12 protein-coding genes are annotated in these 25288 nt (G+C 70.8%); 10 read left to right on the forward strand and 2 right to left on the reverse strand.

Annotated elements, in window-relative coordinates:
- Positions 1 to 9: 9 nt before the first annotated feature.
- Entirely contained in the window at positions 10 to 249 is a 240-nt protein-coding gene (locus QZM67_RS15110; RefSeq protein WP_301804350.1) for a hypothetical protein, read from the reverse strand.
- Between the two features lie 325 nt (positions 250 to 574).
- Here QZM67_RS15110 and QZM67_RS15115 point away from each other — a divergent pair, with 325 nt between their 5' ends.
- From QZM67_RS15115 to QZM67_RS15145, 7 genes are all read left to right on the forward strand, one after another.
- On the forward strand, positions 575 to 1231 hold the full coding sequence (locus tag QZM67_RS15115; protein ID WP_175022537.1) for an RNA polymerase factor sigma-70: 657 nt from the start codon (positions 575 to 577) through the stop codon (positions 1229 to 1231).
- 86 nt (positions 1232 to 1317) lie between these two features.
- Positions 1318 to 1560: an MbtH family NRPS accessory protein gene (locus QZM67_RS15120; protein WP_021163602.1), complete on the forward strand. Its 243-nt coding sequence runs from the start codon at positions 1318 to 1320 to the stop codon at positions 1558 to 1560.
- A 44-nt stretch (positions 1561 to 1604) separates the two neighbouring features.
- Positions 1605 to 2612, forward strand: a complete 1008-nt coding sequence (locus QZM67_RS15125) for a TauD/TfdA family dioxygenase (protein ID WP_175022536.1) — start codon at positions 1605 to 1607, stop codon at positions 2610 to 2612.
- Positions 2612 to 3460: an ABC transporter ATP-binding protein gene (locus QZM67_RS15130; RefSeq protein WP_301804357.1), complete on the forward strand. Its 849-nt coding sequence runs from the start codon at positions 2612 to 2614 to the stop codon at positions 3458 to 3460. Before QZM67_RS15125 ends, QZM67_RS15130 begins: the two co-directional genes overlap by 1 nt.
- Positions 3457 to 5547 carry a Fe(3+)-hydroxamate ABC transporter permease FhuB gene (gene fhuB / locus QZM67_RS15135; RefSeq protein WP_301804359.1) on the forward strand — a complete coding sequence of 697 codons (2091 nt, stop codon included), beginning with the start codon at positions 3457 to 3459 and terminating at the stop codon, positions 5545 to 5547. Before QZM67_RS15130 ends, fhuB begins: the two co-directional genes overlap by 4 nt.
- Positions 5544 to 6344, forward strand: coding sequence for a siderophore-iron reductase FhuF (gene fhuF / locus QZM67_RS15140; RefSeq protein WP_301804362.1), 801 nt, complete (start codon positions 5544 to 5546; stop codon positions 6342 to 6344). Before fhuB ends, fhuF begins: the two co-directional genes overlap by 4 nt.
- Positions 6341 to 7378 (forward strand): ABC transporter substrate-binding protein, encoded by a 1038-nt coding sequence (locus QZM67_RS15145; protein ID WP_301804365.1) that lies wholly within the window; start codon positions 6341 to 6343, stop codon positions 7376 to 7378. The genes fhuF and QZM67_RS15145 overlap by 4 nt, the downstream gene beginning before the upstream one ends.
- A 193-nt stretch (positions 7379 to 7571) precedes the next feature.
- On the opposite strand, the gene QZM67_RS15150 is transcribed toward QZM67_RS15145, so the two are convergent.
- The gene (locus QZM67_RS15150) at positions 7572 to 9317 is read right to left on the reverse strand and encodes a cyclic peptide export ABC transporter (RefSeq protein ID WP_301804368.1); all 1746 of its coding nucleotides are present in this window, start codon (positions 9315 to 9317) and stop codon (positions 7572 to 7574) included.
- 251 nt (positions 9318 to 9568) lie between these two features.
- Here QZM67_RS15150 and QZM67_RS15155 point away from each other — a divergent pair, with 251 nt between their 5' ends.
- The 3 genes from QZM67_RS15155 to QZM67_RS15165 are packed head-to-tail and all read left to right on the forward strand — an operon-like array spanning position 9569 to position 25268.
- Complete coding sequence (locus QZM67_RS15155; protein WP_301804371.1) at positions 9569 to 19225, forward strand: non-ribosomal peptide synthetase; 9657 nt, start codon at positions 9569 to 9571, stop codon at positions 19223 to 19225.
- 9 nt (positions 19226 to 19234) lie between these two features.
- A complete protein-coding gene (locus tag QZM67_RS15160) occupies positions 19235 to 24226 on the forward strand; it encodes a non-ribosomal peptide synthetase (protein WP_301804374.1) in 4992 nt (1663 codons plus the stop codon).
- Positions 24216 to 25268: a GNAT family N-acetyltransferase gene (locus tag QZM67_RS15165; RefSeq protein ID WP_301804377.1), complete on the forward strand. Its 1053-nt coding sequence runs from the start codon at positions 24216 to 24218 to the stop codon at positions 25266 to 25268. The genes QZM67_RS15160 and QZM67_RS15165 overlap by 11 nt, the downstream gene beginning before the upstream one ends.
- Positions 25269 to 25288: the final 20 nt, after the last annotated feature.

The following is a 25288-nucleotide window of genomic DNA, read 5'->3' on the forward strand; positions in this document are numbered from 1 at the left end:
GGCGGGGCCTTACCACTGCGGCCGCTGGTCGTCGCGATGGTCGTCCCGGCGATCGTCGCGGCGGTCGTCATGCCCGCCCGGATGCTGAGCCTCCCAGTCGTGGCGCTCCCAGTAGCGATTGCCGTCCCAGTAGCGATCGCCATGCCAGCCGATCGTGACTTCGGCCGGGGCAGGATAGGCAACGCAACCGGTGAGCATCACGCTCGACAGCGCGCCCACCATGACAGCGGATAACACGATGGATTTCATGTTGTTCTCCCTTGGAAACGGCAAGTCGATCGTACGAGCCCTCAAAATTTCACGTGGTAATAAGTTGCTACCGCGCATGACAGGCGCAGGCGTTTCGTCAGACTCGTGAAAGATCGTGTCGGCGCGACGCCAGCCATGCGCGCCGGACGGACGCGCGGGTGGCCGCGTGCCGCGACCGGCCGCGCGCGTCCCGTCTGTTCATGCAACGATTCCGGCGATTATTCAGACAAATCCTGGTAGTCGAAAGGGTCATTTCGTAATCGTATTGAGAATGATTTGCGTTTACGTTAAATTGCGCTATCTCGGAATTTGACGGAGCAGATCGATGGCGATGGCGGAAGTGCTCGACCGACCGGCGGCGGCAGCGGCGAACCCGTTCCTCGGCCGTCATTCCGATCGGCCGCTGCGTGCGTGCCGTGCCGCGGAGCCCCGTGCGCAGGGGGCGTTGCTCGACGTGCTGATCTCGCATCGCGCGATGCTCGTCAATGTCGCGCGCGGCTTCGTCGGCTGCGCGAGCCGCGCCGAGGATGTCGTCCACGACGTGTTCGTGAAGCTCGTCGAATTCCCGAACCAGGACGCGGTGCGCCAGCCGGTCGCGTACGTGACGCGAATGGTGCGCAATGCGTCGATCGACGCGTGCCGCCGGCAAAGCCTCGAGAACGTCTATCACACGGAAGAGGACGACGGCTTCGACGTGCCGTCGCCCGAGCCGACGCCGGAAGCCGCGCTGCTGACGCGCGACACGCTGCGGCGTGTGTGGGCCGCCCTCGATGACCTGCCGGCGCGCAGCCGCGCGGCATTCGAGATGGTGCGGCTGCGCGAGGAGACGCTGCAGACCGCGGCGCGCGCGCTGAACGTGTCGCAGACGCTCGTGCATTTCATGGTGCGCGACGCGGAGCGCCACTGCGCGGAATGCCTCGACGCGTGCCATCGCGGCGTCGCGTGCCCGGTGTTCCTGGGCGGTCGCGCCCGGCGCCGGTAAAAAACCGCGCCGGCCAATCGTCTATCAGACAGGAGCGGCCGACACCGTCGCTTCGCCACCTTCAACCGCCTCAGCGATTTCCGATCATGACGCAAGCCACGACGCCTTCCGCCGACACCGACGACCTCGTCTATACGGTCGTCATCAACGACGAAGAACAGTATTCGATCTGGCCGACGTTCCGGCCCGTGCCGGCCGGCTGGCGCGAAGTCGGCGTGAGCGGCCCGAAAGCTGACTGTCTCGCGCACATCGAGACAGTCTGGACCGACATGCGCCCCGCGAGCCTGCGCCGCGCGATGGACGGCGAGCGCGCATCGCGCGCGTCGTGACCCGCTGCGCCGTGATCCGGCGCGTCACCTGAAGAGGACGTTGCATGACCCTGCTTACGTTGCCGACGCTCGACGACCTGCGTATCGAGCCGGGGCTGCCCACCGTCGTGTCGCCGCGCGGCAGCGACGGGATGTCGATCGACGACGTCGCGCCGCTCGCGCGCGAGATCGCGGCCGACACGCTCGAACGGGCGGGCGGCGTGCTGTTCACGGGTTTTCACGTGCCGTCGATCGACGCGTTCCAGCAGTTCGCGGCGTCGTTCGGCGATCCGCTGATCGGCTATGAATACGCATCGACGCCGCGCAGTCAGGTGGAAGGCGCGGTCTATACGTCGACCGAATACCCGCCGCACCGCGCGATTCCGCTGCACAACGAGCAGTCGTACACACGCGAATGGCCGCTGCGGATCTGGTTCCACTGCGCGCTCGCGGCGCCGCACGGCGGGGCGACGCCGATCGCGGACAGCCGCGCCGTCTATCGCGCGCTCGATCCGGCGCTGATTGCGCGTTTCGAGAAGCGCGAGCTGCTGTACGTCCGCAATTTCGGGCAGGGGCTCGACCTGCCGTGGCAGCAGTCGTTCGGCACCGACGAGCCGGCCGAGGTCGAACGGATGTGCGCGGCGCGCGGCATCGAATGCGCGTGGCGCACCGACGACGACGGCGAGCTGCTGCTGCGCACCCGCGAACGCTGCCAGGCCGTCGCGCGCCATCCGCGCACGGGCGACCGCGTGTGGTTCAACCAGGCGAACCTGTTTCACCTGTCGGCGCTCGACGACGACATGCAGGAAGCGCTCGTCGACGCGGTCGGGCTCGAGAACGTGCCGCGCAACGTGTATTACGGCGACGGCGAACCGCTCGAAGCGGACGCGCTCGCGGAGATCCGCGGCGTGCTCGACCAGCAGCGCATCGTGTTCCCGTGGCGCACGGGCGACGTGCTGATGCTCGACAACATGCTGACCGCGCATGCGCGCGACCCGTTCGAGGGGCCGCGCAAGGTCGTCGTCGCGATGGCGCAGAGTTACACGGTCCCGCGTGACCGAACGGAGGATTGATGACGCGTAGTACCGCCGCGCTTGCCGCGCGCGGGCTGTCGGTAGGGTATCGCGACCATGTCGTGATCGACGGGCTGGACCTGTCGATCGCGGCCGGCCGCGTAACCGCGCTGTGCGGACCGAACGGCTGCGGCAAGAGCACGCTGCTGCGCACGCTCGCGGGCCTGCAGCCCGCGCGTGCCGGCCATGTCGAAGTCAACGGCCAGCCGCTCGCGTCGTTTCGCCGTCGAGCGCTCGCGCGCGAGCTGACGATGCTCGCGCAGTTCAACCAGATTCCGTCGGGCCTCACGGTGCGCGAGCTCGTCGCGTACGGGCGCTATGCGTACGGCGGCTTCCTGCGCGGCCTGTCGCGGGCCGATCATTCGGCGATCGACGAGGCACTCGAGACGAGCGGCCTCGCCAACGACGCGGGCCGCGACGTCGGCGCGCTGTCGGGCGGCGAGCGCCAGCGCGCGTGGATCGCGATGGCGCTCGCGCAGCAGGCGCCGATCGTGCTGCTCGACGAGCCGACGACCTATCTCGACATCCATCACCAGCTCGACATCCTCGATGCGCTGCGTGCGCTGAACCGCGCACGCGGGCTGACGATCGTGTGGGTGCTGCACGACCTGAACCAGGCGGCCGCGTACAGCGACGAGATCGTGCTGATGCGCGCGGGCCGCCTCGTCGCGCAGGGCTCGCCCGATGCGATGCTCGAACCGGCGCGGCTGCGCGCGGCGTTCGGCGTCGAGATGCTGAAGCTCGCGCATCCGCAGACGGGCGCACCGATGTGCGTGCCAGTCTACGGGCCGTCGACCGACGGCGCGCCGCAGGCGGCCGGCGTCTTCGACCGGGATCTTGCCGTATGACGACGCTCGCGACGCGCAAGCGCCTCGCGGCGGCGGGGAAGGGCGCGGCAACGGGCCGGGCCGGTACGATCGCGATCGGCCTCGTCACGTTGATCGCGCTACTCGCGGCGCTGCGCGTCGCCCCCGATCTGCGCGTTTGGTGGGGCGCGGTGCCCGGCAGCGATGCCGCCGCGCTCGCGCACGTGTTCCTGTTCGACCTCAACCTGCCGCGTGTCGCGGCGGCGCTCGTCGCGGGCGGGTGCCTCGGCATCGCGGGTGCGCTGTTCCAGTCGCTCACGCGCAATCCGCTCGCGTCGCCCGACCTGCTCGGCGTGACGGGCGGCGCCCAGCTCGGCCTGCTCGCGGCGATGCTCGTGCCGGCGCTGGCGGGCGTCGCGTCGGTGCCGCTGCTGTTCGTGTGCGGGCTGGCCGCGGCTGCCTGCGCGATCGTCGCGGCCGGCGGCTGGCGTGCGACGCCGTTGCGCCTCGTGCTCGCCGGCAGCGTGTGCATGCTGCTGTTCGCCGCGCTGTCGACGCTCGTGCTCGCATTCTTCGAGCAGAACATCGCAGGGGCCGCGCTGTGGACCAACGGCAGCCTCTATCAGCCGGGCGCGACGGGCCTCGCGCTCGCCGCACGCTGGCTCGTCGTGCCGCTCATCGCATTGCCGTTCGTGATCCGGCCGCTGAATCCGCTCACGCTCGGTGACGATGCGGCGGCCGCGGCCGGCGTGCGCGTCGACGCGACGCGGTTCGCCGCGACGATCGTCGCGGTCGCGTTCACGAGCGTGGCCGTCAGTATCGCGGGCCCGCTGTCGTATGTCGGCCTCGTCGCGCCGAACCTGCTGCGCCAGGTGCGCGGCGCGCGCGCGGCTCGGCTCGGTGTGCTGGTGCCGCTGTCGGCGCTCGCGGGCGGCGCGCTCGTCCTCGTCACCGACAGCGCGGTGCTCGCGTCGGGTCTCGACGCCACGCTGTCGACCGGCGTCGCGATCGCGCTGGTCGGTACGCCGCTGATGCTGGCGATGATCCGGCGCGGGGCCGCGTGGTCGGGCGTGCTGCACGCGGATGCCGAACGGGCGGCGGGCGGCGGCTCGACGCGGCTCGTCGGCTGGCTCGAACGGCTCGGCTGGCCGCTGCGCACCGTCCTGTTCGTCGTGGCAGGCGTGCTGGTCGTGTTCGTCGGCGTGTCGGCCGGCTCCGAGTGGCTGTCGATCGCGCGCTGGTCGGCCGCGTTGTCCGGCCACGATGCGCTCGCGCGGATGCTGATCGACCTGCGCATGCCGCGCCTGTTGTGCGCGCTTCTTGCCGGCGCGCTGCTGGCGGTCAGCGGCGTCGCGATGCAGAGCGTCGTGCGTAATCCGCTCGCGGGCCCCGAAGTGCTCGGCGTCACGCAAGGCGCGGGGCTCGTCACGCTGTTTGCGCTGTCGACGTGGCCGCTGATGGGCCACGTGACGCTCGCGGCCGCCGCATTGATCGGCGGCGGGCTGTCGCTCGCGATCACGCTTGCGCTGAATCACCGGCATCGTTATGCACCGCTCGCGGTGGCGCTGACGGGCATCGTGATCGGCGCGCTGTGGACCACGCTCGCGCAATGGCTGATCACGCAGGAAAGCGTGCAGCCCGCGCGCTTCGTCGTGTGGCTCGTCGGCGGCACCTATGGCCGGAGCTGGGGCGAGGTGTCGATGCTGCTGCCGTGGTGTGTGCTCGCGGTGCCCGTGTTCGCGTGGCTCGCGAAACCGCTCGACATGCTCGCGCTCGGCGACGACCAGGCGGCCGCGCTCGGCCTGCCGGTAGCCGCGCTGCGGCCGCTTGCGCTGACGATCGCGACGCTCGCCGCGTGCGCGGCCGTCGCGGCGGTCGGGCCGGTCGGCTTCATCGGGTTGATGGCGCCGCACGTCGCGACGATGCTCGGCGCGCGCCGGCACCGGACGCGGCTGTGGCTCGCGGCCGCGTGCGGCGCGCTGATCCTCGGTGTGGCGGATCTCGCGGCACGAACCGTCGTCGCGCCGCGAGAAGTACCGGCCGGCGTGCTGACCGCGCTGATCGGCGCACCGTACCTGCTCGGGCTACTGATCCTCGAGGGGCGCCGCGCCCGGCGCGCAGGGCGATGACGCCCGCGCTCGACGGCGCGCGCGCCACGCGCTTCTCGGCGTTCGCGCCCGAACCGTTCGCCGAACACCTCGACGTCGTCTGGCTCGGCATGCCCGACGACGCGCACGCGCCGGGCCGCCTCATCGTGCCGGTCAGCGCGTTGCCCGCACACCGCGACATCGTGCTCGACGCGATGGTCCGCCATTACGGCGGCGATCCGGCGCAGCATGCGCGCGCGCTGATGTCGCAATGGAGCAAATACTATTTCGGCCGCGCGGCGCCGGCCGGCGTCGTCGCCGCGCTGACGCTCGGCCGGCCGCTCGACATGACACCCGAGCGCACGTTCGTCGCGCTCGACGACGGGATGCCCGCGGCGCTGTACTTCACGCACGATGCACTCGGCGAACCGTGCGACGACCCGGCGCCACGCTATGCGGGGCTCGTCGCGCATCTCGGCGCGGTGATCGACCTGCTCGCGGCGATGGGCCGCGTCACGCCGCGCGTGCTGTGGAGCAACGCGGGCAACCTGCTCGACTATCTGCTCGATACGTATCGTTCGCTGCCATGCGCCGCCGATCCCGTCCGCGATGCGGACTGGCTGTTCGGTTCGCGCTGCGTTCACGGCGAACCGAATCCGCTGCGTGTGCCCGTGCGTGATGCCGTGCCGCGCTCGGCGCTGCTGCCGACGCCGTTTCGCGCGCGCCGCGTGTGCTGCCTGCGCTATGAAATTCCTGGAGAAACGCAACTGTGTGGAAGCTGCCCCCTGCTACTGACGATGGACGACACGGCGCTGGCCGAGCAGGACGCGATCCGGTGACGGATGCCGGCCGCCGGGACGCGCTCCGCGCACTCGCAGCGCTCGGCGCCGCGTGCTGCGGCGCGTTTTTCGCGTCGTCCGGCGCCGGTGCCGCGAACCTCGATGCCCATCGTGCTCAGGGCGTGCGTGCGCCGGGTGCCGTGTCGGTGGCCGGCAATCCCGTCGTGTCGCAGGCGAGCGCGACGATGCCGGTGCGCCCGCAACGCGTGGTCGCGCTCGACTTCATGTTCGCGGAAAGCGTGATCGCGCTCGACCTCGTGCCGGTCGGGATGGCCGATACGGCGTTCTATCCGGGCTGGCTCGGCTATCAAAGCGAGCGGCTCGCGAACGTGACCGACATCGGTTCGCGCCAGGAGCCGGGCCTGGAAGCGATCGCGGCGGTCAAACCCGATTTGATCATCGGTGTCGGTTTCCGGCATGCGCCGATTTTCGATGCGCTCGACCGGATCGCGCCGACGATCCTGTTCCAGTTCAGCCCGAACGTGTCGGACGGTGGTGTGCCGGTCACGCAGCTCGACTGGATGCGGCAGATCTTCCGGACGATCGGTACGGTCACGGGGCGCGACGCGCGCGCGCAGGCGATCGACGCGCAACTCGACGCGGGCATCGCACGCAATGCGGCGCGGCTCGCGGCCGCCGGACGCAAGGGCGAGCGCATCGCGCTGCTGCAGGATCTGGGTTTGCCCGACCGCTACTGGGCCTATACGGGCAACAGCACGTCGGCGGGCCTCGCGCGGGCGCTCGGGCTCGATCCGTGGCCGAAGAAGCCGACGCGGGAAGGCACGCTGTACGTGACGTCGGCCGACCTGCTCCGGCAGCGCGACCTGGCCGTGCTGTTCGTGACCGCATCGGGAATGGACGTGCCGTTGTCCGAGAAACTCGATTCGCCGGTGTGGCGCTTCGTGCCCGCGATGCGGGAACACCGGATCGCGCTCATCGAACGCAATATCTGGGGGTTCGGCGGGCCGATGTCGGCGCTGAAGCTGGCCGACGTGATGACCGAGACGATGCTGAAGCTGCCGGCCACGCGCTGAGTGCGCGGCGGTCGATCGGCGGATGATGCCGCCTGGATTTCCATGGGCAGGGCGTTTCGGTTGGCCTGACTGGCGGTGAACGGCGCGAGCCTTTACACGAACGCACCGCGCGCCGCCAATCTTTCTTTCTGAAACGAAAATCGCCGACGCACTGCCGCTGCAGCGCGTCGGCGATTTTTTATCGACTGATGTGTTACGCGCTCAGCGCATCGACGCCATCCTGCGCACGTGACCGCGCCGGCGTCGTGTCGCTGACGATGCGCCCGTTGTCGAGCTTCAGCAAGCGGTCGGCAAGATCGAAGTAGCGGTCGTCGTGCGTGATCACGATCACGGCCTTGCCGCGCGCGCGCAGCTCGGGCAGCAATTGCTCGTAGAACACGGCCTTGAACGACGGATCCTGATCGGCCGCCCATTCGTCGAACAGGTAGAACGGCCGGTCCTCCAGGTACGCGACGACGAGCGCGAGCCGCTTGCGCTGCCCGGTCGACAGCGCGCGGGTCGAGAACGCGCCGTCGACCACCTTCACCTTGTGATCGAGTGCGAGCTTCGCGACGAGCGCGTTTGCGCGCGCGTCGGCCTGCGCGCGGGACGGATCGTCGGGATCGACGATGCCGAGCAGCGCATCGAACAGGTGGAAATCGTTGAACACCGCGCTGAAGCGCTGCCGGTACGCGGCGCGCTCGCGCCAGCCGATCGTGCGGCCATCGACCTCGATCGTGCCTTCCTCGGGCTCGTAGAGCCCCGTCAGCACCTTCGCGAGCGTCGTCTTGCCGCTGCCGTTGCCGCCAACGATGAACACCAGCTCGCCCGGTTTGATCGTCAGGTCGATCGGCCCGATGCTGAACATCCGTTCGTCGCGTTCGTGGAAGTACGCATGCGTGACACCGCGCAGCGTGACGGCGCCGGCCGGCGGCACGTCGGGAGCGTCCGACGCGGGCGGCACCGTGCGCAGCGCGCCGAATTCGGCCATCACGCCTTCGATCCGCGTGAGCGACACGCGTGCCGCATTGACGGTCGGCAGGTTGTTCAGTAGCCCGTCGAGCGGCACGAGCATGAACAGGAACACGACGACGTAGCCGGCGGCTGCGGCCGGATCGGCATGCACGCCGAGCTGCGGCCAGAACGACGCGACGCCGAGGAACGCATAGAACAGGAAGATGATCCAGCCGACGCCGACCGCATACGCGCTGAACGCGCGGCGGCGGTGGTCGCGCACTTCGCCGATCGCGGCGCCGAGCTGGCCGTCGACGAACTGGCGGGCGCGTTCATCGTGCAGCTTCAGCTCCTTCGCGCCGGAAAACAGCGAACCGAGATAGCCGAACAGCCGGTCCTGCGCCTGGCCGGCCGCTTCGAGCGATGCGATCGCGCGGCGGTCGCCGGTGTGATAGCCGAGCGAACCCGCGACGATCGCGGCCAGCGCCAGCAGGCACACCGGCCACGACAGCCACGCGAGATAGCCGAGGCAGCCGAACACGATCGAGCCGTGCATGACCAGGTTCGGCAGCGCGAAAAAGAGCATCGACACGTTGGTCGCGTCATCGGTCAACACCGACTGCACGGGCGCCGCGCCGATCCGCTCGATGTCGCGCAGCTCGGCCGCGCCGACGCGCCGCGCGAGATGCACGCGCAGCCGCGCCATCGTGTCCTGTGACAGGCGCGCGAACAGCGTGCCCGACACGATCCGCGTGACGAGTGCGATTACCGCGCACAGCGCGAAGCGCCACGCGAGCGACGCGTCGGCGGCGCCCGGCTGCGAGAGCGCGCGGTTCAGCGTCGCGACGAGCAGCACGCTCGCGACGCCGTTCAGCACGCACGCGGTGAGCGCCAGCACGAGTGACGCGCGGCTTTCGCGCAACAGCGCGAGGATCAGGCGCGCCGCGGGGCGGCCGGGGGAAGCGTCGAGGGACGGCGGGGAAGAAGGCTCGTGGGCAGCTGTCATCGGCAACGTCTGTAAAGGGAGGGCAGGCGAAAACGCGAAAGCAGCGGGCGAGGCGGGGCCCCGTTCCGGCTTTCCTCCCTGATAGACGAATGGGCCGCGTAAATATTTAGCGGCGTGTTCAAAAAAGCGTTCGCACGTGCTTTGGATACAAAACGGTAAAAAATCGGCCGCGCCGTTCGTCACATCAGTGAAGCCGCCCCAAGCGGCCTCGAGACTTGGCCGAAGCGGCCGGACCGAAGGACTTCACGCACATGACGAGTTTCCCGACTGCGCTGCATCACCGAATCCGCGAACTGGCGCGCATCGCGCCCGACGCACCTGCGATCGCGATCCCTTTCCAGTATGGCTTGCGCCTGTCGCGCGGCGCGCTCGATGCGCGGGCGTCGCGGCTGGCCCGGCAGCTGCGCGCGGCCGGCGTCGGCGCGGAAGTGCGGGTGGGCGTGTGCGTCGAGCGTTCGTGCGAGCTGTTCGTCGCGCTGCTGGCCGTGCTGAAGGCGGGCGGTGTGTTCGTGCCGCTCGATCCGCGTCATCCGGCCGCGCGCCTCGACTGGATCGTCCAGGATGCGCAATTGCGGCACGGGATCGTCGACGCGGCCGGCCGTGCGGCGCTCGGCCAGCTGTTCGAACATGCGTTTGACGCGGCATTCGACGCGTCGGACGGGCACGAGATCGCCGCCGATGGCGAAGAAGCGTCCGTCCACCCGCGTTCGGCCGCGTACATGATCTATACGTCGGGTTCGACCGGCACGCCAAAGGCGGTCGTCGTCGAACACGGGCCGCTGGCCGCGCACTGCGACGCGCTCGCGGCCGCGCTGCCGATCGAGGCCGGCGATCGCCTGCTGCATTTCGCGTCGGTCAATTTCGACGCCGCGCATGAATGCTGGCTCGCGCCGCTCGCGACCGGTGCCAGCATCGTCGTGGCGCCGCCGCAGCCGTTCGCGCCGGATGCCGCACATGCGCTGATGGTGAATGAAGCGGTCAACGTGGCCGCGTTCCCGCCTGCATACCTGCGTGAATTCGCGGCGGTGGCCGCGCGCGATGGCGTGCCGCCGGCGTTGCGCGTGCTCGCATTCGGTGGCGAAGCGTTGCCGCAGCAGGCGTTCGAATTCGTGCGCAGCACGTTCCCGTCGGTACGCCTGATCAACGGCTACGGGCCGACCGAGGCCGTGATCTCGCCGATGCTGTGGCCGGTCGAGCCGGGCGAGACGCCCGCGCTGGCCGCCGACGATGCGTATGCGTCGTTGCCGATCGGCCGCGTGATCGGCCCGCGCGTCGCGCGCGTCGACGGCGGCGAGGCCGACGGCGTGGGCGAACTGCTGCTGGGCGGCGTCTGCGTCGCACGCGGCTATCACGGCCGTCCGGCGCTGACGGCCGAACGTTTCATTCCCGATGCCGATGGCGAACCCGGTGCGCGCGTGTACCGCACGGGCGACCTCGCACGGCTGCGCGACGACGGCGCATTCGACTATCTCGGCCGCCTCGACGATCAGGTCCAGGTGCGCGGCGTGCGCGTGGAGCCCGCTGAAATCGCCGCGTGCCTGCGTTCGCATCCGGCCGTGGCCGACGCTGCCGTGGTCGCCGAAACCGGCAACGGGCCGACGCGGCTGATCGCGTGCGTCGCACTGCGCGCGGCAGCCGACGATGCGGCGCTGAAAGCACACGTGGCCTCGCAACTGCCGGCCGCATGGCAGCCGCACCGGTTCGTGCGGTGCGATGCGCTGCCGTATACGCTGAACGGCAAGATCGACCGGGCCGCACTGCGCGAGAAGATTGCTGCCGCGCGCGAGACCGCGCAAGGCAACGGCGACGCACCGCGCACGCCGACCGAACGGCAACTCGCCGGCCTCTGGCAGACGCTGCTTGGCCTCGATGTCACGCCGTCGCGCGATGACCGCTTCTTCGCGCTGGGCGCCGATTCGCTCGCCGCGATGCAGTTGCAGGCGGCGATCCGTGCCGCATCGCGCGTGAACCTGCGGCTCGATACGCTGTTCGCCGATCCGATGCTCTTCGAACTGGCTGAAGCGGTCGACCGTTCGGAACGAGAAACCGGCGAGCCGCTAGCCGCTATTACCGCTCGCCGTTTGCCGGCAGAAGCGGCCGTATCGGGCGCACCGTATGTCGACCGCGCCGCGTCGCTCGCGCAACAACGTTTCTGGGTGCTCGCGCAAACGCGCGACGCGAGCGCCGCGTATCACATCGCCGCGCACTGGACGATCGACGGCGTGCTCGACCGCGACGCGCTGCAGCGCGCACTCGATCACGTGATCGGGCGGCACGAAGCGTGGCGCACGACGCTCGTCGACAACGACGACGGCGTCGTGATGCAGCGGATTCATGCGCATCTGCCGGTGTCGATCGCCGACATCGACCTGCGCGACCAGCCGCCCGCCGCACGTGACGCGCGGGCCGCGCGTCTCGCCGAGCGCGATGCGGCCGAACCGTTCGACCTCGCGCGCGGCCCGCTGCTGCGCGCGACGCTGGTCGCACTCGCCGACGACTGTCACCGCCTGCTGCTGACCGCGCATCACGCGATTACCGACGGCTGGAGCTCGCGCTGTGCGTTCGACGAATTGTCGGCTGCCTATCGCGCGTATGCCGAAGGCCGCGAACCGTCGTTGCCCGATCTGCCGATCCAGTACGCCGACTATGCGGACTGGCAACGCGACATGCTGGCCGGCGGAGAGGGCGAACGTCAGCTCGACTACTGGCGCGGCGCATTGCGCGACGTGCCGGGCCCGCTCGCGCTGCCGGTCGATCGCCAGCCGGGGGCGGTACGCACGCTGCAGGGGGCGCGCGTGTCGGTGCGGCTGCCCGACGCGGTCGCGGCCGACGTGCGGCAACTTGCGCGCGACGCACAGGCAACCACCTTCACGGTGCTGCTGGCCGCGCTCGACGCATGGCTGTCGCGCCTGACCGGCGCGACGGATATCGTCGTTGCGGTGCCGGTCGCGCATCGTCAGCGCCCCGAAACCCGTGCGCTGCTCGGGCTGTTCCTGAATACCGTCGCGTTGCGCGTGCGCGTGGCGCCGACGCTACCGTTCCGCACGCTCGTCGATGCGGCGCGCGCGGCGGCGCTCGACGCGGTCGCGCACCAGGACGTGCCGTTCGAGCGCGTCGTCGATGCGGTGAAACCGCCGGTCAAGCGCGGCGACGAATGGCTGCGCGTGAAATTCGCGCAGCAGTTCGACGCACGGCACGACAGCGTGCTGCCGGGTGCGACGGCCGTTGCAACACCGGGCCCCGATCTCGCTGCGCGCTTCGACTTCGCAGTGGATTTCACCGACGATGCGAACGGCATCGCACTGGTCGCGGCCTATGCGACCGACTGCATCGATGCGGACACCGCGCGCGCATGGCTCGACAGCTATGCGGCGCTCGTCGGTGCGGCCGCGCGCGACCCGCACCAAACGACGGCTGTACTGCCGTGCGACGCGTCGGCCGCTTCGCGCCAGCCGCGCGACGGCCGTGCGCTGCGCGTCGAACATGCGGACATCGTCGCCGCATTCGCGCGACAGGCGGCCGCGTATCCGCATCGCGTCGCGCTCGCCGATGCGTCGGCATCGCTGACGTTCGCCGAACTCGACGACGCATCGAACCGCATCGCACGCGCGCTGACCCAGCGCGGCGTGGCTGCCGAAGCGGCCGTCATCGTCTGTATCGAACGCTCGGCACGGTTCGTCGTCGGCCTGCTCGGTGCGCTGAAGGCCGGTGCGCTCGCCGTATTGCTTGACCCGGCACAGCCGGCCGCGCGACTCGCCGCGGCAGCCGCCGACTGCGGCGCGCGCTGGACGCTCGTCGCGGAGTCGGCCGCCTGGCCGGCCGACATCGATGCACGGCCGCTCGACGTGGACACGCTCGCGCAGGACGCGACGCTCGCGCACGCAGCCGGCGTGCGTATCGCACCGCATCCGGAACAGGGCGCGTACCTGATCTATACGTCGGGCTCGACCGGTACGCCGAAGGGCGTCGTCGTGTCGCACGGCGCGCTAGCCGACTACGTGCAGGGGATGCTCGACGAACTCGCGTTCGCACCGGACGCGTCGTTCGCGATGGTATCGACCGTCGCGGCCGATCTCGGCCACACGACGTTGTTCGGCGCGCTGTGCGCGGGCCGCACGCTGCACCTGCTGCCGGCCGCGTGCGCGTTCGATCCGGACCTGTTCGCCGAGGAAATGCGCCGCCGCGACGTCGGCGTGCTGAAGATCGTGCCGAGCCACCTGCAGGCGCTGCTCGATGCACGTGTGCCGGCCGACGTGCTGCCGCGCCACGCGCTCGTGACGGGCGGCGAAACGCTCACGTGGGCGCTCGTCACGCGACTGGCCGCGCTTGCGCCCGCCTGCCGCGTGATCAACCACTACGGGCCGACCGAAGCGACGGTCGGCGCGATCGCATGCGACACGGCGTCGATTGCCGCCGATGCGCGCGATCCCGCGAGCGGCGTGCCGCTCGGCCTGCCGCTGCCGAATGCGCGTGTGCTGGTGCTCGATGCGTTCGGCGCGTGCGTGCCGGCCGGCGCGACGGGCGAGTTGTATCTGGGCGGGCCGGGCGTCGCGCGCGGCTATCTGGGTCGCCCGGCGCAGACCGCCGAGCGCTTCGTACCCGATCCGTTCGCGCCCGGTGCGCGGCTGTATCGTACGGGCGACCGCGTACGGTTGCGCGCGGATGGCCGTCTTGCGTTCCTCGGACGCATCGACGACCAGGTGAAGATTCGCGGCTACCGCGTCGAACCGGGCGAGGTGAGTGCGGCTGTGCGTGCGGCCGGCCCGGTTGCGCAGGCAGAAACACTTGCGATCGAACACGACGGCCGGCTGCGGCTCGCGACGTTCGTCGTGATGCGCGACGGCGCGAACTTCGACGAGGCCGCCGTGCGCGCAGCGCTTGCCGCGAAGCTGCCCGACTACATGGTGCCCGCGCAGTTCGTTGCGCTCGCGCGCCTGCCGGTGACCGCGAACGGCAAGATCGATCGCGCCGCGTTGCGTGAACTGGCGGCCGCGCCGGTCGCGAGCGCGACTGGCAATGCGCCGCAGGGCCCGGTCGAAACGGTACTCGCGGAAGTTTGGCAAGCCGTGCTGAAGGCGCCGCAAGTCGGTCGCGACGACAACTTCTTCGAACTCGGTGGCGATTCGATCCTCGTGCTGCAGGTGATCGCCCGTGCGCGCAAGCGCGGGGTGCGCTTCACGCCGAAGCAACTGTTCGATGGCCCGACGGTGGCCGAACTCGCACGCATCGCGAAGACGGAGGACGTGGCTGCCGCGCAGCCTGCGGTCGCGGCCGTTGCCAGCGCGCCCGTGGCGGCGCAGGTCCTGACGCCCGCACAGCAGCGCTTCTTCGCGCTCGGTATCCCGCATCCGGGCCACTGGAACCAGTCGGTTGCATTCGACGTGCACGGACCTTTCGACGCCGACGCATTCGCACGGGCATTCGACGCACTGCTGACGCATCACGACGCATTCCGCCAGCGCTTTGCGCGCGGCGCGGACGGCACGTGGCAAGCCAACGATGCCGCGAAGCCTTACGACGCACTGCCGTTCGTCGAAGTCTCTGCCCGGGACGAAACCGACGCGCTCGCGCGCTTCGACGCGTTGCAGCGCCGTCTCGACCTCGGCCGCGGGCCGCTTGCCTGCGCATGCGCGGCACGCTTGCCGGACGGCTCAACGCAGCTCTGTCTCGCGATTCACCATGCGATCGTCGACGGCGTGTCGTGGCGCATCCTGCTCGACGACCTGGACACCGCGTACCGCGCCGCATGCGAGCGCGCGCCGATCCGGCTGTCGCAGCCGGGCCCGCGCGCGGATGCATGGGCGTCGCGACTCGCGCGTGCGGCAACGGAACCGGCATCGCCGTTTGCGGGCGAAGCCGCGTACTGGGCCGGCATGGCGCTGGGCGACGACGTCGTGCCCGATCATCCCGACGCAACGGCGACGAACGCCGATGCCGCCGTCGTCGTGCAGACGATCGACGCGGCATTGACCCGCGCGGCGTTGACCGATGCGCATGCCGCCTATCGCACGCAGACGATTGAACTGCTGGGCGCGGCGCTCGCGCTGACACTGGCCGGCGTAAGCGGTGCCGCATCGTGCCGGGTTGAACTGGAAGGGCATGGCCGCGAGGCGCTGTTCGACGATGCCGATGCCAGCCGCACGATCGGCTGGCTGACGAGTCATTACCCGGTGACGCTGCCGGTCGCGGCCACCGCGCGCGACACGCTCTGCGCGGTCAAGGACACGCTGGGCGCGGTGCCACACAAGGGGCTCGGCTTCGGCGTGCTCGCACACTACGGCGATGCGGCGACGCGCGCGACGCTGGCCGCCGTGCCGCGCCCGCGCGTCACGTTCAACTACCTCGGCCAGTTCGACGCGCCGCGCGATGCGATGCTCGTGCCGCGCTTCGGCGGCACCGGCGTCGAACGCGATCCGTTGGGACCGCTCGGCAATACGCTCGCGATCCACGCCTACCTCGACACGGATCGCGACGGCGCACGCACGCTGAAAGTGCATTGGGTCTACGGCGCACCGCAATTCGAGCGCGCGACGATCGACGCATTCGCCGAACGCTTCGCGGCGGCGCTGCGCGAACTCGTCGACGCGTGTGCGTCGCGCGTGGCGCATCGCGGCGGTGGCGCGACGCCCGGCGATTTCCCGCTCGCCCAGGCCGCCGGTCTCACGCAGGCCGCGATCGAACGCGCGCCGCTCGACTGGCGCACGATCGACGACGTGTATCCGCTGTCGCCGATGCAGCAGGGCATCCTGTTCCACGCGCTGTTCGCGCCCGGTCACGCGAGCTACGTGAACCAGCTCGTCGCGACAGCGACCGCGCTCGACGCCGATCGTCTCGCCGCCGCATTCGAAGCGTCGATCGCGCGCCACGACATCCTGCGCACGAGCGTGATGCCGGACGAAGCCGCGCCGCTGCAGTGCGTGCATCGCCATGCGCCAATGCCGGTCGAACAGTTCGACTGGCGCACACGCGGCGACACGCTAGACGCCGACTTCGACGCATGGCTTGCGGCCGACCGCGCCCGCGGTTTCGACTGGCGCGAACCGCCGCTGATGCGGCTCACGCTGATCCGCGTGACCGACGACGCATGGCGTGTCGTTTGGACGCGCCACCACGTGCTGCTCGACGGCTGGAGCACCGCGCGCCTGCTCGCGGACGTGCTGCGCGACTATCGCGACCCGGACGCCGTGTCGCCGTTCGCGAGCCGCCCGGCACTGCGCTATCGCGACTTCATCGCATGGCTCGGCACGCGCGACCGCGACGCCGACGAACGCTTCTGGACGGAACGCCTCGCACGGCTCGACACACCGACGCTGATCGCGGAACGCACGGCCGACCGGGCGGATGCCGAGATGGTCACGTGGCGCGCGACGCTCGACGCCTGCACGATGACGCGTGTCGCACAGACCGCGCGGGCACTGAAGCTGACCGTCAACACGCTGGTGCAGGGCGCTTGGGCACTTACGCTGCAGCGGATGACGCACCAGCCGGCCGTCGCGTTCGGCGCGACCGTCGCGGGACGTCCCGACGCGCTGGCGGACGTCGACTCGGTGCTCGGTCTCTTCATCAACACGATGCCGGTCATCACCGCACCGGCGCAGCAGCAGCGTGCGGCCGACTGGCTGCAAACGCTGCAACGCGACAACGCGGCCGCCGCCGAGCACGCGCACACGCCGCTTGCCGACATCCAGCGCTGGGCGCGTGGTGCGGGTGGTGCATTGTTCGACACGCTGGTCGTGTTCGAGAACTACCCGGTCGAAGACACGGCGCGCGACGCGGATCCGCGCGCGCTCGCGTTGAGCGACGTGCGCAGCATCGAAGCGACCGATTTTGCGTTGACGCTCGTGATCGAGAGCGGCGCCGAGCTGACGATCGACTACGGCTACGACACCGCGCGCGTCGACGCGCGGCAGGTTGAAACCTGGCACCGTGCATTCGCGTGTGCGCTCGATGCGCTGGCCCGCACGCCGGACGCGCTGCTCGGCGCGCTGTCGATCGCAGACGACGCAACCCGCGATGCGCTGGCGCTGGTGCAAGACACCGCGCGCGAGTGGCCGGCATCGCAACAGCAGCCGCTGCACCTTCAATTCACCGATGCGGCGCGGGCGACGCCCGACGCGATCGCGCTCGAATACGCGGACATTCACGGCGGCGTGCATCGCGCAACCTATCGCGAACTCGACGTCAGCACGTCGCGGATCGCGGCCGCGCTACGCCGGCGCGGCGTGCAGCCCGACACGCCGGTCGCGCTGTGTGTCGAGCGTTCGTTCGACATGGTGATGGCGCTGGTCGGCGTACTGAGGGCCGGCGCGGCCTACTTGCCGGTCGATCCCGACTATCCGGCCGAGCGCATCGCCTACCTGCTGCGCGACGCGCGGCCGGCCGTCGCGATCACTCAGGCGCATCTGCGTGAATCAGTCGAAGCTGCGCTCGGCGACGGTGCGACGACGCGGCTGCTGACGGTCGCGGATCTGCTCGCCGATGAAAGCGAAAGCGACGCTGCCAGCGCGCCTGCCACGATCGACGATGCCCAACTTGCGTACCTGATCTACACGTCCGGCTCGACCGGCAAGCCGAAGGGCGCCGGCAACACGCACGGCGCGCTCGCGAACCGGATCGCGTGGATGCAGCACGCCTACCGGCTGACGCGCGACGACGTCGTGCTGCACAAGACGCCGTTCGGTTTCGACGTCTCCGTGTGGGAATTCGTGTGGCCGCTGGCGATCGGCGCGAAGCTCGCGATTGCCGCGCCTGGCGACCATCGCGATCCGGCGCGTCTGGCCGCGGCGATCCATGCACACGGCGTGACGGTGCTGCACTTCGTGCCGTCGATGCTCGCGGCGTTCGCCGCGTATCTCGACGATTTTTCGGCCGCCGCGCAGTGCGACAGCGTGCGCCTGATCGTCGCGAGCGGCGAGGCACTCGCGCCCGAACTCGTCGCAAAGATGGCGCGGCTGCTGCCGAACGCGACGCTCGTGAACTTGTACGGGCCGACCGAAGCCGCGATCGACGTGTCGCACTGGACCTGCGGCCCCGACGACGCAAATGCGGTCGCGGTGCCGATCGGCCATCCGATCGCGAACCTGCAACTGCATGTGCTCGATGCCGCATGGCAGCCGGTGCCGGCCGGCGCGACCGGCGAACTGTATCTCGCCGGCGCAGGCCTCGCGCGCGGCTATCTCGGCCGTCCTGCGCTGACCGCCGAGCGCTTCGTGCCCGATCCGTTCGTGCCGGGCGCGCGCATGTACCGCACCGGCGACCTCGCGCGCCGGCGCGCCGACGGTGCGCTCGACTACCTCGGCCGCGTCGACACGCAGGTCAAGTTGCGCGGCCAGCGGATCGAACCGGGCGAAATCGAGGCGCTGCTGCGTGCGGCGCCCGGCGTGAACGATGCAGTCGTGATCGTGCGCGACGAGCAACTGATCGGCTATGTCGCATGCGGCGACGCGGGCCCGCTCGACCGTGCGGCGCTGCTCGACGCGCTGCGCGCGCAATTGCCGGCCTACATGGTGCCGTCGCAACTGATCGAACTCGATGCATTGCCCGTCACGCCAAACGGCAAGTGCGATCGCCATGCGCTACCCGCACCGGTACGCGAAACGGCAGCCGACGTCGCGCTCGCGACCGACACGGAACGCGCGCTCGCCGAGATCTGGCAACGCGTGCTGCACATGGACGCGATCGGCCGCGACGGCGACTTCTTCCTGCTCGGCGGCCATTCGCTGCTCGCGACGCAGGCCCATGCGCAGGCAAACCTGCACTGGGGGCTCGCGTTGCCGCTGCGCACGCTGTTCGACACGCGCACGCTGGCGCGCTGCGCGGAGGCGATCGACGCGGCCTGTGCGGCATGCGGCGCGACCGATGCGGCAAGCGCGATCGACGCGCTGCTCGGCGAACTGGAAACCCAATAAGGACGACGGATGACGAAGGTTCAACCCGACTGGCTCGCGCTCGCGACGCGTTTCTCGCAACTGCCCGACGCGCAGCGCGCGGTCTTCATCGACAAGCTCGGCGCGGCCGGCATCGATTTTCGCGTGCTGCCGATCCCTCCGCGCACGCCGCGCAGCGACCGGGTGCCGGCGTCGTTTGCACAGACGCGGCTGTGGCTGCATGCGCGGCTGATCGATGCGCCCGACGCGTATCACATCACCGAGCGCCTGGCGCTGACGGGCCCGCTCGACGCGCATGCGCTGCGCCTTGCGTGCGACGCGCTGATCGCGCGCCACGAAGCGCTGCGCACGACCTTCGACGAAGCGCAGGACGGCGTCGCGCAAACGATCCACGCGCCGTTGCGCTGCCCGTGGCGCGACGCCGATCTCGAAGCGCTGCCGGACGCGCAGCGCACGGCGCGCGCGGAAGCCGTCGCGACGGCCGATGAAGCCGAGCCGTTCGATCTCGGCGCGGCGCCGCTCGTCCGTGCCCACTTGGTGCGCTTCGACGCGACCCATCACTGGCTCGCGCTGACCGTGCATCACATCGTGTCGGACGGCTGGTCGTCGGGCGTGATGCTCAAGGAACTCGCGGCGTTCTATCGCGCGTATGCGTCCGACCGGCCGGTGCCGCTTGCGCCGCTGCCGATCCAGTACGCCGACTACGCGCTGTGGCAGCGCCGCTGGCTCGACGCCGGCGAACGCGACCGCCAGCTCGCGTTCTGGCGCGAACGGCTCGATCCGCAACGCGGCGTGCTGACGCTGCCGGGCGCGACCGCACGACCCGCCCGCCGCAGTGCGCGCGGCGCACGCCATGTGTTTTCGCTCGACGCGCGCATCGGCGCGCAACTGCGCGCATTCGCGGCCGCATCGGGTGCCACGCCGTTCGCGGTGTTGCTCGCCGCGCTCGATGCGCTGCTGGCGCGCGCGACCGGCGACGCGCGCATCTGCGTCGGCGTGCCGGCCGCGAACCGCGAACGTGCGGAAGTCGCCGGCCTGATCGGCTTCTTCGTCAACACGCTGGCAATCGACGTCGACGTGCCCGCGCACGGCGATTTCTCGTCGCTGGTCGCCCGCACGCAGCGTGCGCTGGTCGACGCGCAGATGCACCAGGACGTGCCGTTCGAGCAGGTGGTCGACGCGCTCGGCGTGCCCCGCAGCGCAAGCCACCATCCTCTGTTCCAGGTGATGGCCGCGTATGGCGAGCGCCGCGCGCTGCCTGCGCTCGGCACGGCGTCGGCCGCGTTGCTGCCGTCGGGCACGCCGTCCGCGAAATTCGACCTGACGCTGTCCGTCGAAGCGACGCCTGAAGGTACGTTCGACGCCGCATTCATCTACGCGCTCGACCTGTTCGATGCGGACGCGATCGCCCGGCTGGCCGCGCGTTTCGTCACGCTGCTGGCCGATGCGCTTGCGCGCCCCGACATGCCGGTCGGCGATCTCGACTGGCTGCCAGCCGACGAGCGCGCGCAGCTCTTGGCATGGAACGCACCCGCAGGCGCGACCGACGCTGAACCGTTCGTGCCCGTGCATGCCCGCATCGCCGCGCATGCGCAAGCACGACCCGACGCGCGCGGCGTGGCCGACATCGATCGCGCGCTGACGCGCGGCGAAGTCGACGCACGTGCGGCCCGCCTGGCACGCCAACTGGTGGCGGCCGGCGTCCGCCCGGAAATGCGCGTCGGCGTGGCGCTGCAGCGCTCGGTCGACCTGCTCGTCGCGCTGATCGCGGTGCTGAAGTCGGGCGCCGCGTTCGTGCCGCTCGATCCCGCGCATCCGCGCGAACGGCTCGCGCAGATCGTCGGCGACGCGCACATCGAGCACGTGCTGACCGACGGCGCGAGCGCCGCGTCGCTGCCCGAGCTGCCGGATCTGCGCGTGTGGCGCGCCGATGAGGTCGATGCACTCGACGCAGCCGCGCACGTCGTGCTGCCTGACGTGCTGCCGGGCCATGCGGCCTATGCGATCTACACGTCGGGTTCGACCGGCAAGCCGAAGGGCGTGATCGTCGACCATGCGTCGTTCGCGCTGCATTGCGCGGCGATCGCCGAGCGCTACGGCGCGGGCGAGCAGGACGTATTCCTGCTGTTCCAGTCGGTCAACTTCGACGGCGCGCACGAAGGCTGGTTTTCGCAATACATGTCGGGTGCCGCCGTGTCGGTGACGGCCGACGTGCTGTGGCCGCCCGCGCAGACCTGCGCGATGATGGTCCGCGACGGCGTGACGATGACCTACGTGCCGCCCGGCTGCGCCGCGCAGCTCGCCGAATGGGCGCTCGCGCACGGTGCGCCGCCGACGCTGCGTTCGCTGACGGTCGGCGGCGAGGCGACGTCGCGCGAGGCGTTCGCGATGCTGCGCCGCGCGCTGCCGAACGTGCGCGTGGTCAACGGCTACGGCCCGACCGAGACGGTCATCACGCCGACGCTGTGGATGTTCCGGCCCGGCGACGATCTCGCGAAGCTCGGCGACGCCGCGTACCTGCCGATCGGCACGCTGGTCGGCGCACGCACCGCGCATGTGCTCGACGAGCGGCTGCATCCGCTGCCGGTGGGCGTGATCGGCGAACTGTACCTGGGCGGCGAGGGGATCGGCGTCGCGCGCGGCTATCTCGACCGCCCGGCGCTGACGGCCGAGCGCTTCGTGCCCGATCCGTACGGCGCGCCGGGCGCGCGGCTGTACCGCACGGGCGACCTCGTACGGCGTCGCGCGGATGGCGTGTTCGACTTCATCGGCCGCGTCGATCATCAGGTGAAGCTGCGCGGGCTGCGCATCGAACTCGGCGAGATCGAGGCGCAGCTTGCCGCGCACGACGCGGTGCGCGAAGCGTGCGCGATCGTGCACGGGCAGGGCGCACTCGCGCAGCTCGTCGCGTATGTCGAACTGACCGCCGACGCACGGGCAGCCGCGCAGCCGGTCGAAGCCGCGACGCTCGACGCGCACCTGCGCCAGACGCTGCCCGACTACATGGTGCCGGCGCAACTGATCGTGCTCGACGCGCTGCCGCGCAACGCGAACAGCAAGGTCGACCGCGTCCGGCTGCCGGCGCCGGTGCGTGTCGAACGCGCGTACGAAGCGCCGCACGACGGCGACGAAGCCGCGCTCGCGGCGATCTGGTGCGACGTGCTGAATCTCGAGCGCGTGGGCCGTGGCGATCACTTCTTCGATCTCGGCGGCCATTCGCTCGCCGCCGTGCGCGTCGCGACGCGCGTGGCCGAGCGGCTCGGCCGCGACGTGCCGGTGCGCGCGCTGTTCGAGGCGCCGGTGCTCGCGCAGTACGCGTTGCAGGTGGCCGATGCGCCGCGCGCCGCGCATGCCGGTGCTGCGGCGCCAGGTGTCGCGGTAGCCAAACCGGACGCACACGGCGTGTGGCCGCTGTCGCCGGCGCAGCTCGGCCTGTGGTTCCTGTGGCGTGCGCAGCCGGACAGCGCCGCATACAACATTCCGGTCGCGCTGCGTGTGCGCGGCCCGCTCGACGTCGATGCGCTGCGTGCCGCCTTCTCGGATGTCGCCGCCGTGCATCCCGCGCTGCGCGCGCGGCTCGTTGCGCGTGACGGCGCGCTGCCGGGCCAGCGGATCGACGCGGACGTGGCTGTCGAACTGCCGGTGATCGACCTGTCGGCGCAAACCGATGTGCTGGCTCGCGCCGCGGCGTTGACCGACGAGGATGCACTCACGCCATTCGACCTCGCAGCCGATGCGCCGCTGTGGCGCGCGCGGGTACTGCGGCTCGGCGTAGACGATCACGTGTTGTCGGTGACGATTCATCACATCGTGTCGGATGGCGAATCGATCGAGCTGTGGCTCGATGCGGTTCGTGCGCGCTATGTCGCCCGCATAAAGGGCGCCACCGTGCCGGCCGAAGCGGCCATCCAACTGGCCGTGCCACTCGTGCTACCCGCGCCGTGCCATCCATCCCGCGTCACCTACTGGCGCGATGCGCTCGCCGATCTGCCGGCGCGCGTGCTGCCGCAGCGCGCGGACGCGCCGGCCGTGCCGCAATGGCGCGCGGCACGCATCGCGTTCGAATTCGACGGCCCGCTGATCCGCGCGGCGCGCGACGCGGCGTCGGCCGCGCACGCGACGCTGCCGATGCTGCTGCACGCGGCGCTCAACGCCGCACTGTTCCGCGCGACGGGGGTGGCCGACCAGCCGGTCGGCGTGCTCGCGTCGACGCGCGAGCTGACGGGCGACGCGGCCCGCGACGCGCTCGGCCTCTTCATCAATTCGGTCGTCGTGCGCACGCGGATCGACCCGGCCGCGCGCCGGACGGACCTGCTCGCCCAAGTGCGCGACACGGCGCTCGCGGCCTACGCGCACGCCGACGTGCCGTTCGCGGACGTCGTCGCGGCGCTGCGCGCGCCGCGTGCCGCGCAGGCCAATCCGCTGTTCCAGGTGATGTTCAACTACCTGCGCCCGGCCGGTGCCGCGGCGCGCGACTGGGCCGGCCTGTCGCTGGCCGGATTCGACGACGCGCGCCATCGCGTCGTGTTCACGCTGGAGCTGGACGTCGTCGAGCATCCGGACGGTCGCGTGAGCGCCGCGTTCTCGTATGCGGACGAACTGCTCGAGCGCGGCTTCGTCGATGCACTCGTCGATCTCTATCACGACGAAGTCGCGCGCTTCGCGGGCGCGTCGGAAGCTGCGCTCGGCGTGCCCGACGAGCGTGCCGTTGCACAAGCGCCGCGTCGCGCACAGGCGCAAGGCCGTTCATGCGCGGCAACGCCGTCACGTACGACGCATGCGGCTGCCGTGCTCGCGGCGCTGTGGTCGGACACGTTCGCGACGGCCGCGCCCGAACCCGACGCCGACCTGTTCGAAGCCGGCGCGACCTCGTTCGACGTCGTGCGTTTCGTCGATGCGGCCAGCCGCGCCGGTCACACGCTGACGGTTGCCGACGTATTTGCGTCGCCGACGCTCGCGGCGCTCGGCGCGCGACTCGATGCGCTCACGGAAACGGGACAGGAGGCACGCCATGCTGGCTGAAGTACGTCCGGACGGATTCACGATGCTCGATACCTACCGCCTCGCGTTCGCGGACGGTCTGTTCGCCGTGCGCGACGGTGCGGAAATCCGCGTCGCGCAGGGCGACGGCATCGGCGCGCAGTTGCTGCGCGCCCAACTCGGCGACGACGGCGCGCTGCGCCTCGTCGCGTACAACCATCGCGCGGCGCCGGCCGACCAGCGGCGCGCGCTGCTGGCCGCGCTGGCGGCGGCGTTTTCGGACAGCGCGCGCCACGCGGCGATCGGGCTCGACCCGGCCGCGTGGCCGGCGGTCGCGCTCGACGCGCTGCGCGCGAGCGGCGTGCTCGCCGACGGCGGCCGCTGCATGCGTGAAGGCTGGGCGCAGCAGGCCGATCTGTGGCTCGTCGGCCCGCATCTGCCATGCGCGACGTTGCCGATGCTCACCGACGGCCGCCGCCATCCGCGCCGGCCGCCCGCGCCGCGCGGCGAGGTCTACGCGCGCGACCTGCCGGCGCTCGGCGTGCGTTTCACGCTGCGCGGCTGGCAGCCCGCCGAGGACACCGAGCGACTCGCGCGCTGGTTCGGCGAACCGCGCGTGCGCGACGGCTGGCCGGGCGCGCAACCCATGCAACCCGCGCAATCCGGCACGGACGGCGCGCAAGGCACCGCGCCCGGCACCGATCCGCACGTGATTCCGCTCGTCGGCTGCTTCGACGGCGAACCGTTCGCGTTTTTCGAAGCGTACTGGTTGAAGGAAGACGCGCTCGCGCCGCACGTCGCAGCGCGCGACTACGACCGCGGACTGCGGATGCTGGTCGGCGAATCGCGCTGGCGCGGCCCGCATTGCGTGGCCGGCTGGCTGCCGTCCGTCGTGCATTACCTGTTTCTCGACGACCCGCGTACCGAAGCGGTCGGCTGTGCCGTTCCGGCCGGCCACGTGCGGGTTGCCGACCATCTCGCGCGGCATGGCTTCGCGCGGCAGCGCCGTCTTGCGCTGGCCGACGCGCAGCCGCTGTGGATGCGCGCGCTGCGCGAGACGTTCTTCTCCGGCCGTCACGTCTGACGCGCCGGATTAACCGACAA

It is taken from the genome of Burkholderia sp. AU45251 (assembly GCF_030482905.1).
GTDB classification, from domain to species: Bacteria; Pseudomonadota; Gammaproteobacteria; order Burkholderiales; family Burkholderiaceae; genus Burkholderia; species Burkholderia aenigmatica.